Origin of the sequence: uncultured Thiodictyon sp. (genome assembly GCF_903946935.1) — a bacterium.
Classification (GTDB): domain Bacteria; phylum Pseudomonadota; class Gammaproteobacteria; order Chromatiales; family Chromatiaceae; genus Thiodictyon.
The window spans coordinates 44,718-62,557 of the sequence record NZ_CAJAXH010000214.1; the positions used below are offsets into that span (position 1 = coordinate 44,718).

Annotated in this window: 17 protein-coding genes and 1 pseudogene; 10 read left to right on the forward strand and 8 right to left on the reverse strand. The window is 65.9% G+C overall.

What is annotated here, in order from left to right:
* Positions 1–57 precede the first annotated feature (57 nt).
* Both QZX93_RS18225 and QZX93_RS18230 read right to left on the reverse strand, forming a co-directional pair.
* Positions 58–894 carry a DUF2726 domain-containing protein gene (locus QZX93_RS18225; protein WP_295392860.1) on the reverse strand — a complete coding sequence of 279 codons (837 nt, stop codon included), beginning with the start codon at positions 892–894 and terminating at the stop codon, positions 58–60.
* 871 nt (positions 895–1,765) lie between these two features.
* Positions 1,766–3,982 (reverse strand): S8 family serine peptidase, encoded by a 2,217-nt coding sequence (locus tag QZX93_RS18230; protein WP_295392861.1) that lies wholly within the window; start codon positions 3,980–3,982, stop codon positions 1,766–1,768.
* An 855-nt stretch (positions 3,983–4,837) separates the two neighbouring features.
* Between QZX93_RS18230 and QZX93_RS18235 the strand changes: the two are divergent.
* From QZX93_RS18235 to QZX93_RS18240, 3 genes and pseudogenes are all read left to right on the forward strand, one after another.
* Positions 4,838–5,074: pseudogene (locus QZX93_RS18235) on the forward strand (CbbQ/NirQ/NorQ/GpvN family protein); the annotation flags it as partial.
* Between the two features lie 151 nt (positions 5,075–5,225).
* Complete coding sequence (locus QZX93_RS27455) at positions 5,226–5,555, forward strand: hypothetical protein (protein ID WP_366760690.1); 330 nt, start codon at positions 5,226–5,228, stop codon at positions 5,553–5,555.
* Between the two features lie 51 nt (positions 5,556–5,606).
* Complete coding sequence (locus QZX93_RS18240; protein WP_295392822.1) at positions 5,607–6,869, forward strand: sodium:proton antiporter; 1,263 nt, start codon at positions 5,607–5,609, stop codon at positions 6,867–6,869.
* Between the two features lie 25 nt (positions 6,870–6,894).
* Here the strand turns inward: QZX93_RS18240 and QZX93_RS18245 are convergent, their stop codons facing one another.
* The 4 genes from QZX93_RS18245 to argH all read right to left on the reverse strand — a co-directional run bounded on the left by QZX93_RS18245 (position 6,895) and on the right by argH (position 10,175).
* Positions 6,895–7,374, reverse strand: a complete 480-nt coding sequence (locus QZX93_RS18245) for a DUF4124 domain-containing protein (RefSeq protein WP_295392823.1) — start codon at positions 7,372–7,374, stop codon at positions 6,895–6,897.
* Between the two features lie 163 nt (positions 7,375–7,537).
* The gene (locus QZX93_RS18250; RefSeq protein WP_295392827.1) at positions 7,538–8,281 is read right to left on the reverse strand and encodes a ferredoxin--NADP reductase; all 744 of its coding nucleotides are present in this window, start codon (positions 8,279–8,281) and stop codon (positions 7,538–7,540) included.
* Positions 8,282–8,403: 122 nt separating this feature from the next.
* Positions 8,404–8,757 carry a nucleotide pyrophosphohydrolase gene (locus QZX93_RS18255; RefSeq protein WP_295392824.1) on the reverse strand — a complete coding sequence of 118 codons (354 nt, stop codon included), beginning with the start codon at positions 8,755–8,757 and terminating at the stop codon, positions 8,404–8,406.
* 5 nt (positions 8,758–8,762) lie between these two features.
* Complete coding sequence (gene argH / locus QZX93_RS18260) at positions 8,763–10,175, reverse strand: argininosuccinate lyase (protein WP_295392828.1); 1,413 nt, start codon at positions 10,173–10,175, stop codon at positions 8,763–8,765.
* Between the two features lie 130 nt (positions 10,176–10,305).
* Here argH and QZX93_RS18265 point away from each other — a divergent pair, with 130 nt between their 5' ends.
* The 6 genes from QZX93_RS18265 (at position 10,306) to QZX93_RS18290 (ending at position 15,089) form a co-directional block, all read left to right on the forward strand.
* Positions 10,306–10,719, forward strand: a complete 414-nt coding sequence (locus QZX93_RS18265; protein WP_295392825.1) for a LytTR family DNA-binding domain-containing protein — start codon at positions 10,306–10,308, stop codon at positions 10,717–10,719.
* Between the two features lie 135 nt (positions 10,720–10,854).
* Complete coding sequence (locus QZX93_RS18270) at positions 10,855–11,982, forward strand: aminotransferase class V-fold PLP-dependent enzyme (RefSeq protein ID WP_295392826.1); 1,128 nt, start codon at positions 10,855–10,857, stop codon at positions 11,980–11,982.
* A 188-nt stretch (positions 11,983–12,170) separates the two neighbouring features.
* Positions 12,171–12,407, forward strand: a complete 237-nt coding sequence (locus QZX93_RS18275; RefSeq protein ID WP_295392980.1) for a DUF1902 domain-containing protein — start codon at positions 12,171–12,173, stop codon at positions 12,405–12,407.
* Complete coding sequence (locus tag QZX93_RS18280) at positions 12,407–12,604, forward strand: type II toxin-antitoxin system HicA family toxin (protein WP_295392979.1); 198 nt, start codon at positions 12,407–12,409, stop codon at positions 12,602–12,604. The genes QZX93_RS18275 and QZX93_RS18280 overlap by 1 nt, the downstream gene beginning before the upstream one ends.
* A 100-nt stretch (positions 12,605–12,704) precedes the next feature.
* On the forward strand, positions 12,705–14,378 hold the full coding sequence (locus QZX93_RS18285; protein WP_295392978.1) for an SUMF1/EgtB/PvdO family nonheme iron enzyme: 1,674 nt from the start codon (positions 12,705–12,707) through the stop codon (positions 14,376–14,378).
* Between the two features lie 84 nt (positions 14,379–14,462).
* Complete coding sequence (locus QZX93_RS18290; RefSeq protein WP_295392977.1) at positions 14,463–15,089, forward strand: hypothetical protein; 627 nt, start codon at positions 14,463–14,465, stop codon at positions 15,087–15,089.
* A gap of 100 nt (positions 15,090–15,189) precedes the next feature.
* Here the strand turns inward: QZX93_RS18290 and QZX93_RS18295 are convergent, their stop codons facing one another.
* Positions 15,190–15,642, reverse strand: coding sequence for a DUF2442 domain-containing protein (locus QZX93_RS18295; RefSeq protein WP_295392976.1), 453 nt, complete (start codon positions 15,640–15,642; stop codon positions 15,190–15,192).
* Positions 15,630–15,857 (reverse strand): DUF4160 domain-containing protein, encoded by a 228-nt coding sequence (locus tag QZX93_RS18300; protein WP_295392975.1) that lies wholly within the window; start codon positions 15,855–15,857, stop codon positions 15,630–15,632. Before QZX93_RS18300 ends, QZX93_RS18295 begins: the two co-directional genes overlap by 13 nt.
* A 442-nt stretch (positions 15,858–16,299) precedes the next feature.
* On the opposite strand from QZX93_RS18300, the gene ubiD reads away from it, so the two are divergent.
* Positions 16,300–17,769, forward strand: a complete 1,470-nt coding sequence (gene ubiD, locus QZX93_RS18305; protein WP_295392974.1) for a 4-hydroxy-3-polyprenylbenzoate decarboxylase — start codon at positions 16,300–16,302, stop codon at positions 17,767–17,769.
* Positions 17,770–17,840: the final 71 nt, after the last annotated feature.

A 17,840-nucleotide genomic window follows, 5' to 3' on the forward strand; every position in this document is an offset into this window, starting at 1 on the left:
GCTCAGAGGCGGCGGATTACCCCCCGTATGCTGCGGCGCAGCAAGGCGGGGGTGCGGTCAAGAGCGCCGCCGCCGCAGCGTGGGCTCGTCATCGTGTTCAAGGGACTCGTCGATATGAAAGGCGGGGCCCGGGTCCAGGTCGCCATGGGCCGTGAGGATCGGTTCGATGCGCGGGGCGGACGCCGGGGGCGCCTTGGTCTGCTCTGGGGTCGGCGCTGGATCGGGGGCGGCGGACGGTACCGGCGCGGGCCGCTGGTCCGCCACCTTGGGACGCACCCGCACCGGCCGCAAGCGCGGCTCCCGCGCGTCGTCCACCGACACCTCGGAGAGGCTGTGCCGGACCTCCTCCGGCGCCTGGCGCACCGGCTCGGCTGGGCGCACCGGGGCCGGCGCCGGCGGGCGCAGTGCGTCGATGACGGATTGGACAAGCTGCGCCAACTCCGACTCAAAATAGCCGTCCGCCTCGCGCAGCCGCACGAAGGGCAGACCGGCGGCGGCGCAGACCCGATCCAGGGTGTCGCGCGGCACCGCCCGGCCCAGGCGCGAGCGGGGCACCAGATTCACCGCGCAGGCGATGGCCCCGGTCGCCGCCTGGCAGACCAGAAAGTCGAATTGCCGATCCCCCATGCGGGCATAGGCACGGCGCCGCGCCGCGCGGTCCAGCCGCGGCCGCAGGCCGATCACCTCCGCCACCCGCACCCGGCCATAGACCCGATAGTCCGGGCCCACCGCGCGCTCCAGCACCGCCAAAAAGGCGCGCTGGGGCGGCGAGAACAGCGCCTCATCCGCCACATAGGGCCAGCGCGCGCGGCGCCCGAAGCGCCGGTATAGGCTGAGGATCAGGGCCAGGAGGAGCAGCCCCGCCAGGCCGAGCAAAAAATAGAAATGTCCCACGTCAGTCACCTGATGGCTGGCCGCCGCGGCACCCGTCGCGCCGATGCAGCGCGCCCGCAGCCAGCCATACGTTTAGAGACACCGACCGCATGCTCGGCGCCGTCGTGAAAACAAAAGCTTAGAATATTACACGAGTAGCGCGCCGCAAGTCACGCGGGATGGCGCGCGATGTCACTCTGGCTGCCACGCTCCTGCGTAGGAGCAAGCGCGGGCGCTCCTAAGCTGGACCATCACTGCCATTAGATCAAAGGTTAAGCTCCCGCAGCGGCGCGGGGACGGGGGCATTGATCGTCATTCCGGTCGGGACGCCGGAATCCAGGCCAGGTACGGCAGCCTCTCGGCCGCCGCGAACGCGCAGAATATCGCGGACTGGCCGGAACGGTGTTCAAGGCCGGCCCGGGCAGTCAGAACAAGGCCATCTTTCTACTTGTCGCGCACTGCAATCCTGGCATGCGGCGCGCCCAGCCCGATGAAGTCTTGCCGCGGCGGCCCGGCAACGCCGATAATCTTCTTGGCAGGTGCAACAAAAGAGTTTTTGCAACGCCTGAAGCGTCCGGCGCGACTGCCGCAACACATTGCTTTTATTGCATTCTATCAGGCGCTGGCAGACAGGCTTACCAAAGCCCGGCTGGTGAGGTCCAACAAAATTTCCGGCAACGCTGACAACATTCTTAGTAGGTCCGCCAAAGTCTTCAGCAAGCCTGGCACCTTTCCCAGCAGGTCCGCCAAAGTTTCCAGCAAGCCTGACAACCTTCCCAAGAGGTTGAACTGGATGGCATCATTCCTGGCGATCCGAAAAGGTAAGCGCCCCCTGGCTTGCGCTGGCCGGGGGGCCTAGCTTATGCAGGTCTATGGCTCGGCTCCCCATCGCTCACTGACCCAGAATCGCCCTCCAACCACCGCGGTTTGGCAGGCAATTCCAGCAGAAGTTATCGACTGGTTTACCCTTGCAATTATAACAAACCAGGGCAAAGTCCTGATCCAAAGGGGTAGCGTTATTGGGCACGCCATCCCCGGCGATATTGGCCGCGGTGACGGTGATGGCGATGGCGATGGCCCCCGTCGTTGTGGCCGGCAGGAAGATGGCCTCGGCATTGTTGGCATTGTCCGCCGTTCCACCCGTCGTGCTCCAGCGACCGGCGAAGTGATTGCCCAGGTAGGTGACGCCGTTCACCACCACGGTCAGGTTGAGATTGTTCACCTGTGGGCTGGTGCCGATTGCGCCGGGGGCATCCGTGTAGCTCATGACGATGCGCAGGGGTTTGGTGGTGTCCGCCACTGAACCCGCCCAGGTCCAGGTCTGGCCCGTGCTGGTGAAGACATGCGACTGGTCGACCAGGGCGCGCGTGGTATTATCGAAGGCCGTCTTCATGTCTGGCATGCCGAAGCCCTGACTGTTGCTCGGCAGGGTATCATTGGCGGAAACGCCTGTAAGATACGTCGGATGGGCAAGCATGTAGGCCTTGATAAGCGCCGGACTGGGCGTCGCGAAGCCAGCATTGATTTGCAGCCACCGGTAATAGAGGGAGGCGATACCCGCGACCGCCGGCGCCGAGTGGCTGGTGCCGGAGGATGCTGCAAATAGTGTCTGGCCGGCAGGCTGGTACTGGTCGCATACCCCCGTGCCGTCATAGACGGCGCTCGTGCTGGCCGTGCCTTGGATATGGGTGCCGGGGGCGATGACCTCGGGTTTGATCCGACCGCCCGGGGCCGGTCCGCGACTGGAAAAATAGATGACATCCATGGCATTATTCGCACCCGTAGGACCAATGCCGCAGCCGTCGGTCCAGTTACCGGCCTCGTTAATGGGGCGCTGGTTTTCGGACGCACCCACCGTAATCATATTCTTGCCGTTGCCCGGGGTGCCGATGGTGTCCACCGTGGGACCGGAATTGCCGGCCGAGAAGACATAGACCATCGGCTGATTACCGGCCGTACTTGGATCAGCGTCGCGCACCCCACTATCATAGGCCTGCGAAGAAGCGTCATAGGTCCCCGCGCAAAAGTCGCAGCCCCAGGAGTTGGAGCTGATCAGCGCGCCGTTGTCATGCTCGCTCTTGATCAAGCTGGTGTCCGTGCCGCCACAGCCGGAGATGTCGTAATACCCAATGTTGGCGAAGATCTTGGTGTTGCCCGTCCGACCGTAGGGGTTGATGCCCAACCCGCGCTGATAGGCGCTCGGATACTGGTACGGAAAGCCCGTGCGCGCGTCGTAGCTGCTGATGATGCTGGTGTTGATATGACCATGGCCAGCCGCACCGTCGGCACTGGCGTCGGTCGTGCAGTTCTTGGCAAAGGCCACGCGGCTGACTGTACCGCCGCCCAGGGCGGTCAGGGTCACATCGCCAGCGCCGTTGATCGTCGTACCATTGCCAACACCATCATCCGCTACCGAAACAATCGGATAGTCAGTCGGGCTCTGGCTGAAGCCCAGGCTGTTCAACCAAGCCTGGTAGCCAGGTCCACTGGGGCCACTGCCTGCCCCATCGAGGTTCCCGGCGACAATCTGCCCCTGGACCTCGTCCATCAAATGGCGCGGGAAACGCTCGCCGATCCAAACTACATCGGGTAGCAGGGCAATGCTCAGAAGGTCCGAAGCCCGCACTGAGACCATAGTGTTTTCAAATGCCAGGATCGGTGACCAGTCAGACAGGCGCTTGACTGTCAGGCCGGCAATGAAGTCTTGCGAGGCCTTCTTGTTCGGGTGGTTGTAAAGTTGGATGACCACCGGCACGACCTCGCTGCCATTAGCGCCGCTCAGGATGCGGTTCTCGATGGAGGCCCCGAGCTTGAAGGCTGGCTGATGGGGCGCGCTGTATTGTACGAAATCCCTGGCCTTGGCCATGTTATCCAACTGGGTACGGCCCGCTGCGGCGGTCCAGACGAGATAACCATTGTTGGCAATGTATTGAACGGGAGTGCCGCCGGCAGCAACGACCGCATCCAGCCAAGCCTGCTTGATCGGCCCCACGAACTGTATGACCTGCAGGGCCGCTCCCGCATTATTCTGGCTTGCCAGTACTGAAGGGAGGTTAAGCTGACCAGCCCGGGTGTCTACCGGATGCCGATCGAACAGGAGCGTGTCCATGAGTGGGTCCACCTGGACCTGGGCACTCGTCTGCGCAGATAGACTGGCCCGCGCTGGGTCGCTGACTTTATATAGCGCAAAGGTCCCGTAGTCATGCCAGAGTGTCACCCCAGGCTTCCCACTATCGAGTACCCCAGCCGGAGCGATGACCTTATGCACGGTGGTTCCGCTCTCTGGCGCGGAACTCACCGGCACAGCAGGAGAAAGGGGCATGGCAATGCCCGTGACCATGAAAGCGGCTAACAGCTTAACCTTACCCGATTTATACATACGTGCTCCGAATCGTCTTGGTCAACAGCAAATTGGTGCCGAAGTGCGAGCTCAACCGGCGGGTTGTGCAGCCGAGTTCAGCGCCGGAGGGCAGTCCACCGTCGGGGTTCGAGCGCCGCCCCGCATACGAGAAGGCCGATGGGCCAACAACGCAGTACGACCCGACGTCAGGGCTAAAGGGGCCAGGCTCGAATACATTCCGGCACGACATAACCGAAATTAACTCGCATCCGATCCATTTATCCTATTCGTGCCCTGGCTGCCCCAAACAATTGGGGCAAATGCTAGCTGAAGTTTCCGGCTTTTCCAGGGGGGTACCAGAAGGGCGGGGGGGTACGCTGGGGGGATTTTCGAGGGGTTTGCCCAGATCCAGTCAAACCCTGCGAAAACTCCCGGCCCCAAGTGCCTAGCCCTGGACGGTTTTCAGAACCCGCAAGCTTCTGATGCTAGTACATGACCAACAACCAGTCAAGTCATACTGAAAAAGATTTGTTGACGCTGAGATCGCTATATTAAGCAACCTTTACACATGGGGCGCCCCATTATCAGAGCCACCCGCAGACGCCCTCATTCCTGCCGCCTTGCGCACCGCTGGCCGGGCTGAACGACGTCATCAAGGGCCAGCCCCTGGTGATCGCTGAGAGCGATGGGGAGGCGATCCGCCCGCATCCGAAGTTCCGGGTGTTCGCCACCGGCTACTCGGTGGGCGCGGGGGGCGGCTCGGGCCTCTATCAGGGGGGCTTACGCCAAGACCTGGCCTTCGTGGACCGCTTCCGGGTGGTCCTGGTCGGTTACCGGGAACCTGCGGTCGAGAAGGAGATGACCTATCCGGATGGATCGGTCAAGGAGTGGGGCTACGCCGAGTTGGGCACCGAAATTGACTTGCCCCCGATCTGCAACCAGAATGCAGGTACTTTTGAGATTGCTGGATACGGATGTCTGTATCGAGTCCCTGCGCGGCAACCCGCTGGTCATGGAGCAACGACGCGCGACCCAGGACCGCGTGGCAACCACCTGGATCACCGCCTGCGAGCTGGCCTACGGCGCCGCTAACTCACGGGCAGCGGCAGCGAATCGGAGCCTAGTGACCGAATTTCTGGCCACCCTCCCGATCCTGGATTTCAATCTCCCCGCGGCCCTTGATTTCGGTCACCATAAGGCACGATCGCCCTGTAGGCCTTCGTCATTAGTCCGGCCAGATCCCGGCTGGCACTCGTCGCGGCCTGGGGGCCGCTCCTACGGCGTAGGAGCGGCCCCCAGGCCGCGACGGGCTGCGGCGACGACCCATGGCCGGAATTTATGATCAAGGCCGCGCAGTACCCTTGCGAGCGCCGCCCCGGGAGCGAACTACGCCATGAGACTGTTCGACATCATCGCCGCACTGATCACGCTGTCGGCGCTGTTCAGTTGGTTCAACTACCGCTTTTTGAAGCTGCCGACCGCCATCGGGCTGATGCTGATCGCGCTGCTCGCCTCCCTGGCGCTGCTGCTGCCGATCCCGGGCAACGACGGCTTGGAACAGGAGGTGCGGCGGCTGCTCGACAGCATCGACTTCGACGAGACCGTGCTGCACGGCATGTTGGGCTTTCTGCTGTTTGCCGGGGCGCTGCATGTGCGGCTCGCCGATCTGGCCAGGCACAAATGGGTGATCCTGCTGCTGGCGAGCGTGGGCGTGCTGATCTCCGCCGTGCTGGTGGGCCTGGGCGCCTGGCTGCTGTTTTTCCTGGTCGGTCTCCCGATCCCGCTGATCTATTGCCTGCTGTTCGGCGCGCTCATCTCACCCACCGACCCCATCGCGGTGCTCAGTATCCTCAAGCAGGCCGCGGCGCCCAAGAGCCTGGAGAACAAGATCACCGGCGAGTCGCTGTTTAACGACGGGGCGGCCGTGGTGCTGTTTCTGGTGCTGGCGCGGATCGCCGGCGGCGACGAGTTGGCCCACCCCGGTCTGTTCATCGAGGCCTTCCTGACGGAGGCGCTCGGCGGCCTGGCCTTGGGGCTGGCGAGCGGTGGACTGGCCTATCTGATGATGCGCGGCATCGACAACTATCAGGTGGAGGTGCTGCTGACCCTGGCGGTGGCGAGCGGCGCCTATGCGGTGGCGGAGCACTGGCACGTGTCGGCGCCGATTACGGTCGTGGTCGCCGGACTCTTGATCGGCAATCTGGCCCGCGAAGGGGTCTGGTCGGCCGAGACGATGCGCTATGTCGACGCCTTCTGGGAGCTGATCGACGAGGTCTTGAATGCGGTGCTGTTCGTGCTGATCGGCCTCGAGGTGATGGTGTTGACCCTCAGCGGGTCCATTCTGCTCGCCGGCCTGCTGGCCATCCCGCTGGTGCTGCTCGCCCGGGCGGTCAGTACCGCCCTGCCGCTTGCGGCACTGCGGCGCTTCCGCACCTGGTCGCCGGGGGTGGTCGCGATCCTCACCTGGGGCGGGCTGCGCGGCGGCATCTCGGTGGCGATGGCGCTCTCGCTGCCGCACGGCGAGGTCCGCGACCTGCTGGTCTCGGTGACCTATATCGTGGTGGTCTTCTCTATTCTGGTGCAGGGACTCACCCTGGGACCCTTCATTCGGGCGACCGGCCGGCGGGCCGATCTGGAGTTCTCTGCCAGTCGATGACCTGCCGATGCCATCAGTTCCCGCCCTAGGGTCGGCGCGCGCGCTCCAGCGCGGCCTCCGCGGCCTGCACCTTCTGCTGGGCCGCGGCCACCCGCCGCTCGTAGTCAGGAGTGGAGATGCGGTCGCCGCCGGGGGTGACCTGCCAGTCCTCCGCGCCGTGGATCTTCGTCTGCTCCAGTTCAGCCGTGGCCTGGATCACGGCCTGCTGGGCCTGCCTCACCTGGTCTGGATTCGGCGTCGGGGCCGTTTCAGGCGGGGGCGTCGCCGGGGTCTTGGTCTCACCCGGCGCGTCTGGTGCGCCGGTGCGGACCTGCAACTCCTGCACGGTTCGCGCGCCACCCGCGGGCGGGGCCGCCGAATAGGTCACACGGCCCTCGGCGTCCACCGATTTGAAGATCGCCTCGGCACCGACCGGCCCGGCGACGGCCAGTACACAGACGATCACCCACGCGCCGCGCGGGCGGGTCAGGGGGCGTATCCAGGAGCGGATGGAGACGAGATTCATCTGGGCGTTACCATTGAAGTCAGGCCAGGACCCGGTGGGAGCGGCTTCAGCCGCGACCCGCCCTCGTCGCGGCTGAAGCCGCTCCCACGGGCGGTGGCGCGGGCGCCATGGCGGCTAATGTAACGCGGCGGGCAGGTGCTTGGCTACGCGCCTTTACGCGCCTTTAATGATAATGCTCGGTGCTGTACTGTCCCGGGGCATTGCGGCGATGCCGCACCAGTCCGCGCGCCTCCAGGAGGAGCTTGACCTCCTTGATCATGGCGGCGTTACCGCACAGCATCACGTGACTGGCGGCCGGATCGATGCGCACCCCCACCCGCGCCTCCAAGTCCCCACTGGTCAGCAGATCGGTGATGCGCCCAGCCAGGGCTTGGGGGCAGGACTCCCGGCTCACCACCGGGACGAAGATGAACCGCTCTCCCCAGCGCTGGGCGATGGCGGCGATGGTCTCGCCGTAGACCAGATCGGTGGCACTGCGCACCCCATGGACCAGGACCACCCGCTCAAAGCGCTCCCAGGGGTCCGGGGTGCGCAGGATGGAGAGATAGACCCCAATGGCCGTGCCAGTGGCCAGCAGCCAGAGGGTCGCGGCGGCCTCGACCGCCTCCAGGGTGAAGATGCCCCCGGCCTTGGCCGAGACCCACACGGTGTCACCGGGGTTGAGGGCCGAGAGATAGGGGGTCAGCGGCCCCCCCGGCAGCTCGTTGAAGAGGATCTCCAATGGACGCTCAGACGGCGGATTGACCAGCGAGTAGGGCCGCCCCACCCGCTCGCCCGCGATATCCATGGCCACCTTGACGAACTGGCCCGCCCTGAACTCGCCCAGCGGGGCGTCCAACTGGATGCTATAGAGGCCCTCCGTCCAGGTATGCTTACCGACCACCGTCCCCTTGACCCATTCGTTCATCATCGTCTCTTACCTGCCCAGGAGTTGCCGAATCTCAGTCCCAGGGGGCCCCGCACCCCCTGTCACCTATGTGCGGGGTTAGATTGGTCCGGCGGGACGCGCATTCAAACCGCGGCCAGCCCTCAGTCCCCATACTCCGCCGCCCGCCGGGCGTCGCCCCGCACACGCTCCGCCGGATAGCGCTGCTCGTTGATGGCAATCTTGCGGTAGGCGGCGGCGATAGGGTCGACCCCGAGGCGCTCGGCGATCCGGATCAGATAGATGAGGCAGTCGGCCACCTCCATGGCCACCTGCTCCTTCTTCTCCGGGGCCAGGTCCAGACTCTGCTCCTGGGTCAGCCACTGGAAGTGTTCCAACAGTTCGCCCACCTCCCCCGCCAGGGCCATGGACAGATTTTTGGGTGAGTGGAACTGCTCCCAGTCACGCTCCTGGGCAAAGCGGATCAGGCGGGCATTGAGATCGTCCAGGCTGTCCATCGCCGTTAGCCCGCGGCCAACCGCGCGCGGGCGCGGGCGATGGCGGCGCGCACCTGGGCCGGCGCCGTGCCCCCCAGGTGGTCGCGGGCGGCCACCGAGCCATCCAGGGTGAGAACGGCGAAGACATCGGGTTCGATGCGGTCCGAAAACCCGCGCAGTTCATCGATGGTCAGCAGTGCCAGGTCGCGCCCCTCCCGCACCCCCAGGGCCACCGCCTGACCGACGATCTCATGGGCGTCGCGAAAGGGGATGCCCTTGCGCACCAGATAGTCCGCCAGATCCGTGGCGGTGCTGAACCCCTGGGCGGCGGCGGCGCGCATCCGCTCCCGTCGGCAGGCGACGTGGCCCATCATGTCGGCATAGACCTTGAGACAGCCCTTCACATTGTCCACGGTGTCGAAGAGTGGCTCCTTATCCTCTTGATTGTCCTTGTTGTAGGCGAGCGGCTGACCCTTCATGAGGGTCAATAGCCCCATCAGATGGCCGAAGATCCGCCCGCTCTTGCCGCGCACCAACTCAGGCACGTCCGGATTTTTCTTCTGCGGCATGATGGACGAGCCGGTGCAGAAGCTATCCGACAGCTCCACGAAGGCGAACTGCGCGGACGACCAGAGGATCAGCTCCTCGGAGAAGCGCGATAAATGCATCATCAGGATCGCCGCCGCGGCGCTAAACTCAATGGCAAAGTCGCGATCCGAAACGGCGTCCAAGGAGTTCTCCGCCGGGTGGTCGAAGCCCAGGAGTTGCGCGGTCAACTGACGGTCGATGGGGTAGGTGGTGCCGGCCAGGGCGGCGGCCCCCAGCGGCATGACGTTGACGCGGCCCCGGCAATCGGCCAGGCGCGCGCGGTCGCGCTCCAGCATCTCGAACCAGGCCATCATGTGATGACCGAAGGTAATCGGCTGGGCCACCTGGAGGTGCGTGAAACCGGGCATGACCGTGTCCGCCTCGCGCTCCGCCAGGTCCAGCAGGGCGGCCTGGAAGCGAACGATCGCCTCGCGGATGGTGTCGATCTCATCGCGCAGCCACAGGCGCACGTCGGTGGCGACCTGGTCGTTACGCGAGCGCCCGGTATGCAGACGCTTGCCGGCCTCGCCGATGGCCGCCGTGAGGGCCGTCTCCACATTCATGTGGACGTCCTCCAGCGGGATGGACCAGATGAAGTCGCCGGCGTCGATGCGCTCACGCACCGCTGTGAGGCCGGCGACGATCTGGTCGGCCTCCGTCTGGCTCAAGATGCCCTGACGGGCCAGCATGGTGGCGTGGGCGATGGAACCCTGGATGTCGTAGCGGTAGAGTCGACGGTCGAAATCTACCGAGGCGGTAAAGGCCTCGACGAAGGCGTCCGTCGGGGCGCTGAAGCGCCCGGCCCAGGGTTTCCCGGCGACGGCGGACGGGGTGTGACTTGGCTCGTGCATCATGAGGTCTGACCGGTGACAAATGGGTCATTCTACATGCGCCCCGTCCGCGTCGCACGGTCGGCCGCCAATAAACGCCAACGAACGCAAATAAATTCAAGGGGTTCAACCCGCTGGTGGAGAACGCGGTATGACAGCAGCAACGACGAGCCAGGTGGATGACAACGCCCGCGACGCGGCCGAGCCGGGGCGACGGCGCTCGCTCAGCGCGCGTTACCTGGGCGGACTGCGCCGCGTACCGATCGATGACATCATTTTTCTCCTGGCCGAGCACAAATATGTCACGGTGCGCCACACCGGGGGCGAGCTCCTGGTGGACGAATCGCTGAAGGCCCTGGAGCAGGAGTTCGCCGACTGCTTCCTGCGCATCCACCGCAACGCACTGGTGGCGCGTTCGCGGCTGTTGGCCGTGGAGAAGGGCGCGGCCGGCGGCCTCGCGGTGCGGCTGCGCGACTGCCCGCAGCGACTGCCGGTGAGCCGTCGACACCTCGCCGAGTTGCGCCGGTGGCTGAGTAGCAGCGCGCGCCCGCGTGCCGCAGAGTAAAAATCGCAACGCCGCCTGACGCTAAAGTGGACCCCATGCGTTGGTCCTCAGCGATGGGTACAATCGCACCCATCGCGCAGGCGCTAGACCTGCCCCACTGCCGCCCGGCGTCGCCGGGCCGATTTAGAGGTGACCATGCCCGGCTTGCTCCCCGCCGTCGATCCCGACGGCCTGCTCGAATATTCGGTGGTCTTCACCGACCGCTCGCTCAACCACATGTCCCAGTCCTTCCAAGGCGTGATGCGCGACCTCTCCGCCATGCTCAAGGAGGTGTACCACGCCCACGCCGTGGCGATCGTGCCCGGCGGCGGCACCTACGGCATGGAGGCCGTCGCACGCCAGTTCGCCACCGGCAAGAAGGCGCTGGTGATCCGCAACGGCTGGTTCAGCTACCGCTGGACTCAGATCTTCGACATGGGCTCGATCCCGGCCGAGTCCGTGGTGCTCAAGGCGCGACCGGTGGACGCGGGACCGCAGGCGGCCTTTGCGCCGGCGCCGATCGAGGAGGTGGTGGCCGCGATTGCCCAGCACCGGCCGGACATCGTGTTCGCGCCCCATGTCGAGACCTCGGCCGGCATCATCCTGCCCGACGACTATCTGCGCGCGGTAGCCGAGGCGGTACACGCCGTCGGGGGGCTCTTCGTGCTCGACTGCGTCGCCTCGGGCGCCATCTGGGTGGACATGCAGGCGATCGGCGTGGACATCCTGATCAGCGCACCGCAGAAGGGTTGGACCAGTTCGCCCTGCGCCGCGCTGGTGATGCTGAGCCCCTTGGCGCGCGAGCGCATCGACGCCACCACCAGCACCAGCTTCGCCTGCGATCTCAAGAAGTGGCTACAGATCATGGCCGCCTACGAGGGTGGCGGTCACGCCTACCACGCCACCATGCCCACCGACTCACTGGCGCAACTGCGCGACGTGATGAAGGAGACCGCGGCCTATGGGTTTGAGAAGGTGCGGGCGGAACAGTGGGAACTCGGCACCCGGGTGCGTGCGCTGCTCGCATCCCGCGGCATCCGCAGCGTGGCGGCCGAGGGCTTCCAGGCGCCGGGCGTGGTGGTGAGCTATACCAGCGACGACGGGCTCAACAGCGGCGCCAAGTTTGCCGCCGTTGGCGTGCAGAGCGCGGCCGGCGTGCCGTTGCAATGCGACGAGCCGGCGGGGTTCAAGACCTTCCGTGTCGGCCTCTTCGGGCTCGACAAGCTGCACAATGTCGAGCGCACGGTGGCGAACCTGGAGCGGGCGCTGGATCAAGTGCTCTGAGGCACCGGGTCATTCCGCTTAGTGGAGCGGGCGCTGGATCAAGTGCTCTGAGGCACCGGGTCATTCCGCTTAGTCGCGGCCTGGGGGCCGCTCCTACGGCGTAGGAGCGGCCCCCAGGCCGCGACCGGTCGCCACAGGAGTGCCCGGCATTTTGATCACGGTTGGAACGCGAAGAGGGGCAAAACGCCATGCAGAAACCGTTGTTCGTCCATGCTGACTGGGATGAAGAGGCTGGCGTCTGGGTCGCCGACAGCGTCGAGGTCCCCGGCCTGACCACTGAGGCCGCAACCGTCGAAGACCTGGTCGCCAAGCTCAAGGTCATGATTCCCGAACTGTTGACCGCCAACGGCACGCCGATTCAGGAGGCGGTCCCCTTCGAACTCCTGATCCGGCGCTTCGACACCGCTTACCGTGCCGCGGCCTGATGGGCAGCAGCCTCACCCCTGAGTTGAAGCGGCTGCTGACACAGGCCGGCTGCGCCTTTGAACGACACGGCAAGGGCGACCACGACATCTGGTACAGCCCGCTCACCGCGCGCCGCTTCACGGTCGACCATAAGATCGTGTCCCGTCACACGGCCAACGGCGTACTGCGGCAGGCGGGTTTACCCAAGGCGTTCTGATCCGGCCAGCCGCATCCATGCATACTGCCCGGCGCCCGCCATGGTGGATGCGCTGCCCTTACCCACCCTACGGCTTTGATTGTGTGATGGAGTCCTTGCCATGCCCCGCTACCTGCTCGCCGCGCTGCTGCTGGCCGCCCTGCCCTGCCTGGCCCAGGAAACCGGCTTCTCCCGCGAGGAGATCCGCACCATGCACGACTTCGGGGTGCGGATGGCCCTGGAGGGCGAGCGCAGCCCCTATGTCATCCCCGCCGACCTCGACCCGGGGCGGCTGGTGCAGGCCGAGACCGTCAGCTTCCACGGGCTCGACCTGCAACGCCTGCCGCCCTGGCTCGGGCGCTTCACCCGGCTGCGGCACCTGGATCTGTCCGGCACCCAGGTCAAGGCGGGCCAACTCGCCCCCCTGCGGGGGATGAGCGTATTGGAGCACCTGGACCTGACCGGCGTCCCGCTGTTCGCCGCCGGGGGCGGCGCGGCGGACATGGACCCACTCTGGGGCGCGCTGCGCAATCTGCGCATCCTCAAGCTCGGGGGCACCAAGGGTACGGCGGGCGCCTACGGCACATTGGGGCAACTGACCAACCTGACCCACCTCGACCTCTCCGGCAATGGCCTGTCCGACCTGGCCCCGCTGGGTTTGGCCTCGCTCCAGTCGCTGCGCACACTAAACCTGAGCGGCAGCGCGCTGGGCCGACTCGACCCCGGTCTGTTGCCGCCCAATCTGAGCGAACTGGATCTGGGCAATAGCCGACTCACGGCCTTCACCTGGCGCGACGGGCTCGATTTTCCGCAACTGGCTCAGTTGAAGCTCGGCGGCAATCCGGGCCTGACGATCGATCCGGGCTGGGGGGATGTCTTTCTCATGCAGCGGCTGGTGGCGCTGGAGGTGGATAGCACGGTGGCGGTTCCCAAGGGCTGGCGGGAGAAACTGATCCGCCCCCAACTCGACGCCTTCAAGCAGGCGCAGCCCGGGCGCATGGCCGCGATCAAGGCCGGCTGCTTTGCGATGGGTGAGAAGGGCCAGACGCACCAGGTCTGTGTGGACGCCTTCAAGATCGGCCGCCATGAGGTGACCTTTGCCGATTACGACCTGTTCTGCGATGCCACCGGCCGGGCCAAGCCGGCGGACGCGGGCTGGGGCCGCGACCAGCGGCCGGCGATCAATATCGATTGGCAGGATGCCACCGCCTATGCAGACTGGGTCAGCCAAGTCACCGGCGGGCGCTACCGGTTGCCGACCGAGGCCGAGTGGGAATATGCCGCCCGCGCCGGGACCGGTACCGACTATTGGTGGGGCGATGCGATCGGCCAAAACCGGGCCAACTGCGATGGCTGCGGGAGTCGATGGGACAACAAACAGACCGCCCCGGTCGGGAGCTTTCCGGCCAATCCCTGGGGGCTGCATGATACGGTCGGCAATGTCTGGGAATGGACCTGCTCGGCCTATGATGCGACCTATGGTGGTGGGGAGAAGACATGCGCACGCAAGAATGATGCCGCTGCCCGGGTGTTGCGTGGCGGCTCCTGGCTCTCCTACGCGAGGCGCGCCCGCGCGCCGGTACCGTTTCGGGTACGGCGCCGGCTACCGCTTCCTCAACCTCGGCGTGCGGCTCGTCCAGGACTATTGACCTTTACACTTTATGACTTTTTCCCTTTTTCTCTCGTTCCCACGCTCCAGCGTGGGAATGCCGCGCGGGCGCTCCGCGTCCGGTCTGGCCGCTGGACGCGGAGCGCCCGCACTTGCTCCCACGCAGGAGCGTGGGAGCCAGAGTAACGGGGTACAATCAACGGGTCCGGGCGGTTCGCCGCCGCCCGGCTCAGTCCCAGCATCCATCTCTGCCGATTGGGGTCGCTCGCCATGGTCAGCCGCATCGCCGCCTCTTCCGCCCGGGTCGATCAGGACCGCCGCCGTCTGTTGCAAGCGCTCGGCGCCACCCCGGCACTGTTCCTGCCGGCCGGTCTGGTTGAGGCCAGTGCCATGGACGTGACCCGCCTGCACCCCACCCGCTTCGTCGGCGGTCTGATCCTGGATTTTGCCGCGGCGGTGCTGGTGAACCTGGCGTCCGGCTATGTCGCCGACCAGTTGCGCGCCGGTTCGGTCGCGGCCGGCCGCGTGACCCTTGCCACCGCCGTGCCCCAGAACGAGGGCGGGGCCGGGGCCTTCGACCATGTGGGTTACAAGGTGTCGGTGGTGCGCCTGGGTGTGGTCGACTACCAGGCCAATCAGCGTCGGCTGCTGGCCCTGCTGCTCAAGGAGCCGGGCCAGGAGGCGCGCTTCGCCGCCCTGCGTGACTATCTGCGCGACGAGCGCATCCGCGTCAAGCTAGCGGACGGCGACTACTCCCAGTTGCTCGGCGCCGACCTGACCCCGGACGACCTGTTTACGCTCGACTATCTGGACGTCCCCGCCGAGCGGCTCCCCGCGCACTACCGCAACCTGATCCAGGCGAGCGGCGCGCGGGTGTTCGATACCTGGTACGGCTGACCGTGGCGATGCGCCGCCGCGACAACTGGAGGTCGAGGCTTCAGCCGGTGGAGTCCGGCTGAAGCCTCGACCTCCGGCAGCGTCTTGGGCGGGCGAAACCTCATCGCGGCCCCCGATCCGCCTCCCATCCCTTGCAGGCAAGCGCGATATAGCGCGGCACCGGTCGAGCGCCGGTGCCGTAGGCGCTCACCGTGCGGGGTGTCAGGCCCAGGGCGGCGGCGGCCTGGGCGAGCGACAGGCCATGACGCGCGCGCCACTGCACAAAGGTGCGGGTGTTTTCGTCCGGGGCCTGTTGCGCCTGTACGTCCAGCCAGAGGGTGTCGGCACCGATCTGGATGTCCAGCGCCGGCCAGGTGACGGCCCAGCCCTCGCCGGGGATCACCCTGGCCCCGGCAAAGGCGGATGCCTCGCGCAGCGGGGCGAGGCCCGGGGAGGCGTCGAGCAGCGGCGTGAAATCGAGCGTGTAGGTCCGTCCGTCAACGAATGTCAGGCGCAGCCGGTGCCCGGTAAGGGCTTCCGCGCCGCTCAGGCGGGGGCGTTTCATGAGTGCCATCGGTGCCATTCCTCCATCAATTCGTCGCGATGCGCGGTAACCCAGGCCAACACGTCGGCTTGCAGTCCGCGGGGCCAGACGCCATCCGAGTCCAGGGTCGCAAGATCGATGATCACATCGACGCTGCCACCAACCAGGTGGACGTGTGCCGGCGCGTGGTCACGCTCGCGCAATTCCAAGCGGTACTTGCCGCGAAAGCGGTGTTTGCTGGTCATGCGTCGATGGTATAGAAATTATTTCTAGCGCGCAACAGCGTGTAACCAGCGTTCCCGGCTCAGAGGGCCGGTACAGGTGTGACACCGCTAGAGAGATTGTGAAAGTATTCGATACGTGTTGTCGTCGTAGCCTGGATGGTGTGCAGCGGAATCCAGGTCTCGGCCGCAACCAACTGATTCATAGTGTATCTGCGAGGCCGCCCCCGGATTCCGCTGCGCTCCATCCGGGCTACATCGGGCACGCTCCGAATACTTTCACAGTCTCTGGAGCAGTGTCACGAGGGGAAGCCTCCCCTTCCGCCGGGCGGGCGGCGCCCAAAACAGGATGTTTTATTTGCGTTTATTGGCGTTCATTTGCGGACACCCAATCTTCTCAGGTTGAGTAACCCCCGCCGATCCCCGATCATGCCGACCCAACCCGCAGATCTTGAGCAGTGCGCACATGAAATACGCCGACCTCCGTGACTTCATCGACCAACTGGAAGCCCGCGGGGAGCTCAAGCGCGTCCGCCTGGCGGTGGACCCGTACCTGGAGATCACCGAGATCTGTGACCGCACATTGCGCGCCGGCGGTCCGGCGCTGCTGTTCGAGCGGCCCAAGGGGTCGCGGGTGCCGCTGCTCGGCAACCTGTTCGGTACCCCGCAACGCGTCGCCCTGGGCATGGGCGAGGAGTCCGTGACGGCCCTGCGCGAGGTCGGGCGGCTGCTGGCGTTCCTCAAGGAGCCGGAGCCGCCCAAGGGGATGCGCGAGGCCTGGGCGGCGCTGCCGATCTTCAAGAAGGTCCTGGACATGGCCCCGAAGGTGCGGCGCAACGCGCCCTGCCAGGAGCAGGTCGTTGCCGGTGAGCAGGTGGACCTGGGGCGCTTTCCTATCCAGCACTGCTGGCCGGGGGACGCCGCGCGGCTGATCACCTGGGGCCTGGTCATCACCCGCGGGCCGGAGAAGGCGCGGCAGAATCTCGGCATCTACCGCATGCAGGTGTTGGGGCGCAATCGGGTCATCATGCGCTGGCTGGCGCACCGCGGCGGGGCCTTGGACTTCCGGGACTTCCAACGCGCCCACCCGGGCCAGCCCTTCCCGGTCGCGGTCGCCCTGGGGACGGACCCGGCGACCATCCTGGCGGCCGTCACCCCGGTGCCCGACAGCCTGTCCGAGTATGCCTTCGCCGGGCTGCTGCGGGGCAGCCGCACCGAGGTGGCCGCCTGTCTGGGGTCGGACCTGCAAGTGCCGGCGCGCGCCGAGATCGTGCTGGAGGGCCACATCTACCCGGATGACCTGGCACCGGAGGGCCCCTTCGGCGACCACACCGGTTATTACAACGAGGTCGACCGCTTCCCGGTCTTCACCATCGAACGGATCACGGCGCGCGCCGAGCCCATCTATCACAGCACCTATACCGGCCGGCCGCCGGACGAGCCGGCGATCCTCGGGGTGGCGCTCAACGAGGTCTTCGTGCCGATCCTGTGCAAGCAGTTCCCGGAGATCGTGGACTTTTACCTGCCGCCCGAGGGCTGCTCCTACCGACTTGCAATCGTTAGTATGAGGAAGCAGTATCCGGGGCACGCCAAGCGGGTGATGATGGGTGTCTGGTCATTCCTGCGTCAGTTCATGTACACCAAGTTCGTCATCGTGGTGGACGAGGACGTGAACACGCGGGACTGGAAGGACGTGATCTGGGCCATGACCACCCGCATGGACCCCGTCCGCGATACGGTGCTGATCGAGAACACCCCGATCGATTATCTGGACTTTGCCTCCCCGGTATCCGGGCTCGGCTCCAAGATCGGCTTCGACGCCACCAATAAGTGGCCGGGGGAGACCACCCGCGAATGGGGTCAGCCGATCCGCATGGATGAGGCGGTGCGCGAGCGCGTGGATCGGATCTGGGCCGACCTTGGGATTGCCGATTGACTGTGAAAGTCGCGCCGGGAGCGCGCTCCACGTCTCCCTCGCCTGTTGGGGGAGGGTGGCGCAGGCGCCAT

Bases quoted from the DNA above. Each gene is read 5' to 3' on its own strand.
- QZX93_RS18230 (WP_295392861.1), bottom strand. From the start codon at position 3,982: ATGGACACGCTCCTGTTCGATCGGCATCCGGTAGACACCCGGGCTGGT.
- QZX93_RS27455 (WP_366760690.1), top strand. From the start codon at position 5,226: ATGGAGCAACGACGCGCGACCCAGGACCGCGTGGCAACCACCTGGATC.
- QZX93_RS18240 (WP_295392822.1), top strand. From the start codon at position 5,607: ATGAGACTGTTCGACATCATCGCCGCACTGATCACGCTGTCGGCGCTG.
- QZX93_RS18245 (WP_295392823.1), bottom strand. From the start codon at position 7,374: ATGAATCTCGTCTCCATCCGCTCCTGGATACGCCCCCTGACCCGCCCG.
- QZX93_RS18250 (WP_295392827.1), bottom strand. From the start codon at position 8,281: ATGAACGAATGGGTCAAGGGGACGGTGGTCGGTAAGCATACCTGGACG.
- QZX93_RS18255 (WP_295392824.1), bottom strand. From the start codon at position 8,757: ATGGACAGCCTGGACGATCTCAATGCCCGCCTGATCCGCTTTGCCCAG.
- argH (WP_295392828.1), bottom strand. From the start codon at position 10,175: ATGCACGAGCCAAGTCACACCCCGTCCGCCGTCGCCGGGAAACCCTGG.
- QZX93_RS18265 (WP_295392825.1), top strand. From the start codon at position 10,306: ATGACAGCAGCAACGACGAGCCAGGTGGATGACAACGCCCGCGACGCG.
- QZX93_RS18270 (WP_295392826.1), top strand. From the start codon at position 10,855: ATGCCCGGCTTGCTCCCCGCCGTCGATCCCGACGGCCTGCTCGAATAT.
- QZX93_RS18275 (WP_295392980.1), top strand. From the start codon at position 12,171: ATGCAGAAACCGTTGTTCGTCCATGCTGACTGGGATGAAGAGGCTGGC.
- QZX93_RS18280 (WP_295392979.1), top strand. From the start codon at position 12,407: ATGGGCAGCAGCCTCACCCCTGAGTTGAAGCGGCTGCTGACACAGGCC.
- QZX93_RS18285 (WP_295392978.1), top strand. From the start codon at position 12,705: ATGCCCCGCTACCTGCTCGCCGCGCTGCTGCTGGCCGCCCTGCCCTGC.
- QZX93_RS18290 (WP_295392977.1), top strand. From the start codon at position 14,463: ATGGTCAGCCGCATCGCCGCCTCTTCCGCCCGGGTCGATCAGGACCGC.
- QZX93_RS18295 (WP_295392976.1), bottom strand. From the start codon at position 15,642: ATGGCACTCATGAAACGCCCCCGCCTGAGCGGCGCGGAAGCCCTTACC.
- QZX93_RS18300 (WP_295392975.1), bottom strand. From the start codon at position 15,857: ATGACCAGCAAACACCGCTTTCGCGGCAAGTACCGCTTGGAATTGCGC.
- ubiD (WP_295392974.1), top strand. From the start codon at position 16,300: ATGAAATACGCCGACCTCCGTGACTTCATCGACCAACTGGAAGCCCGC.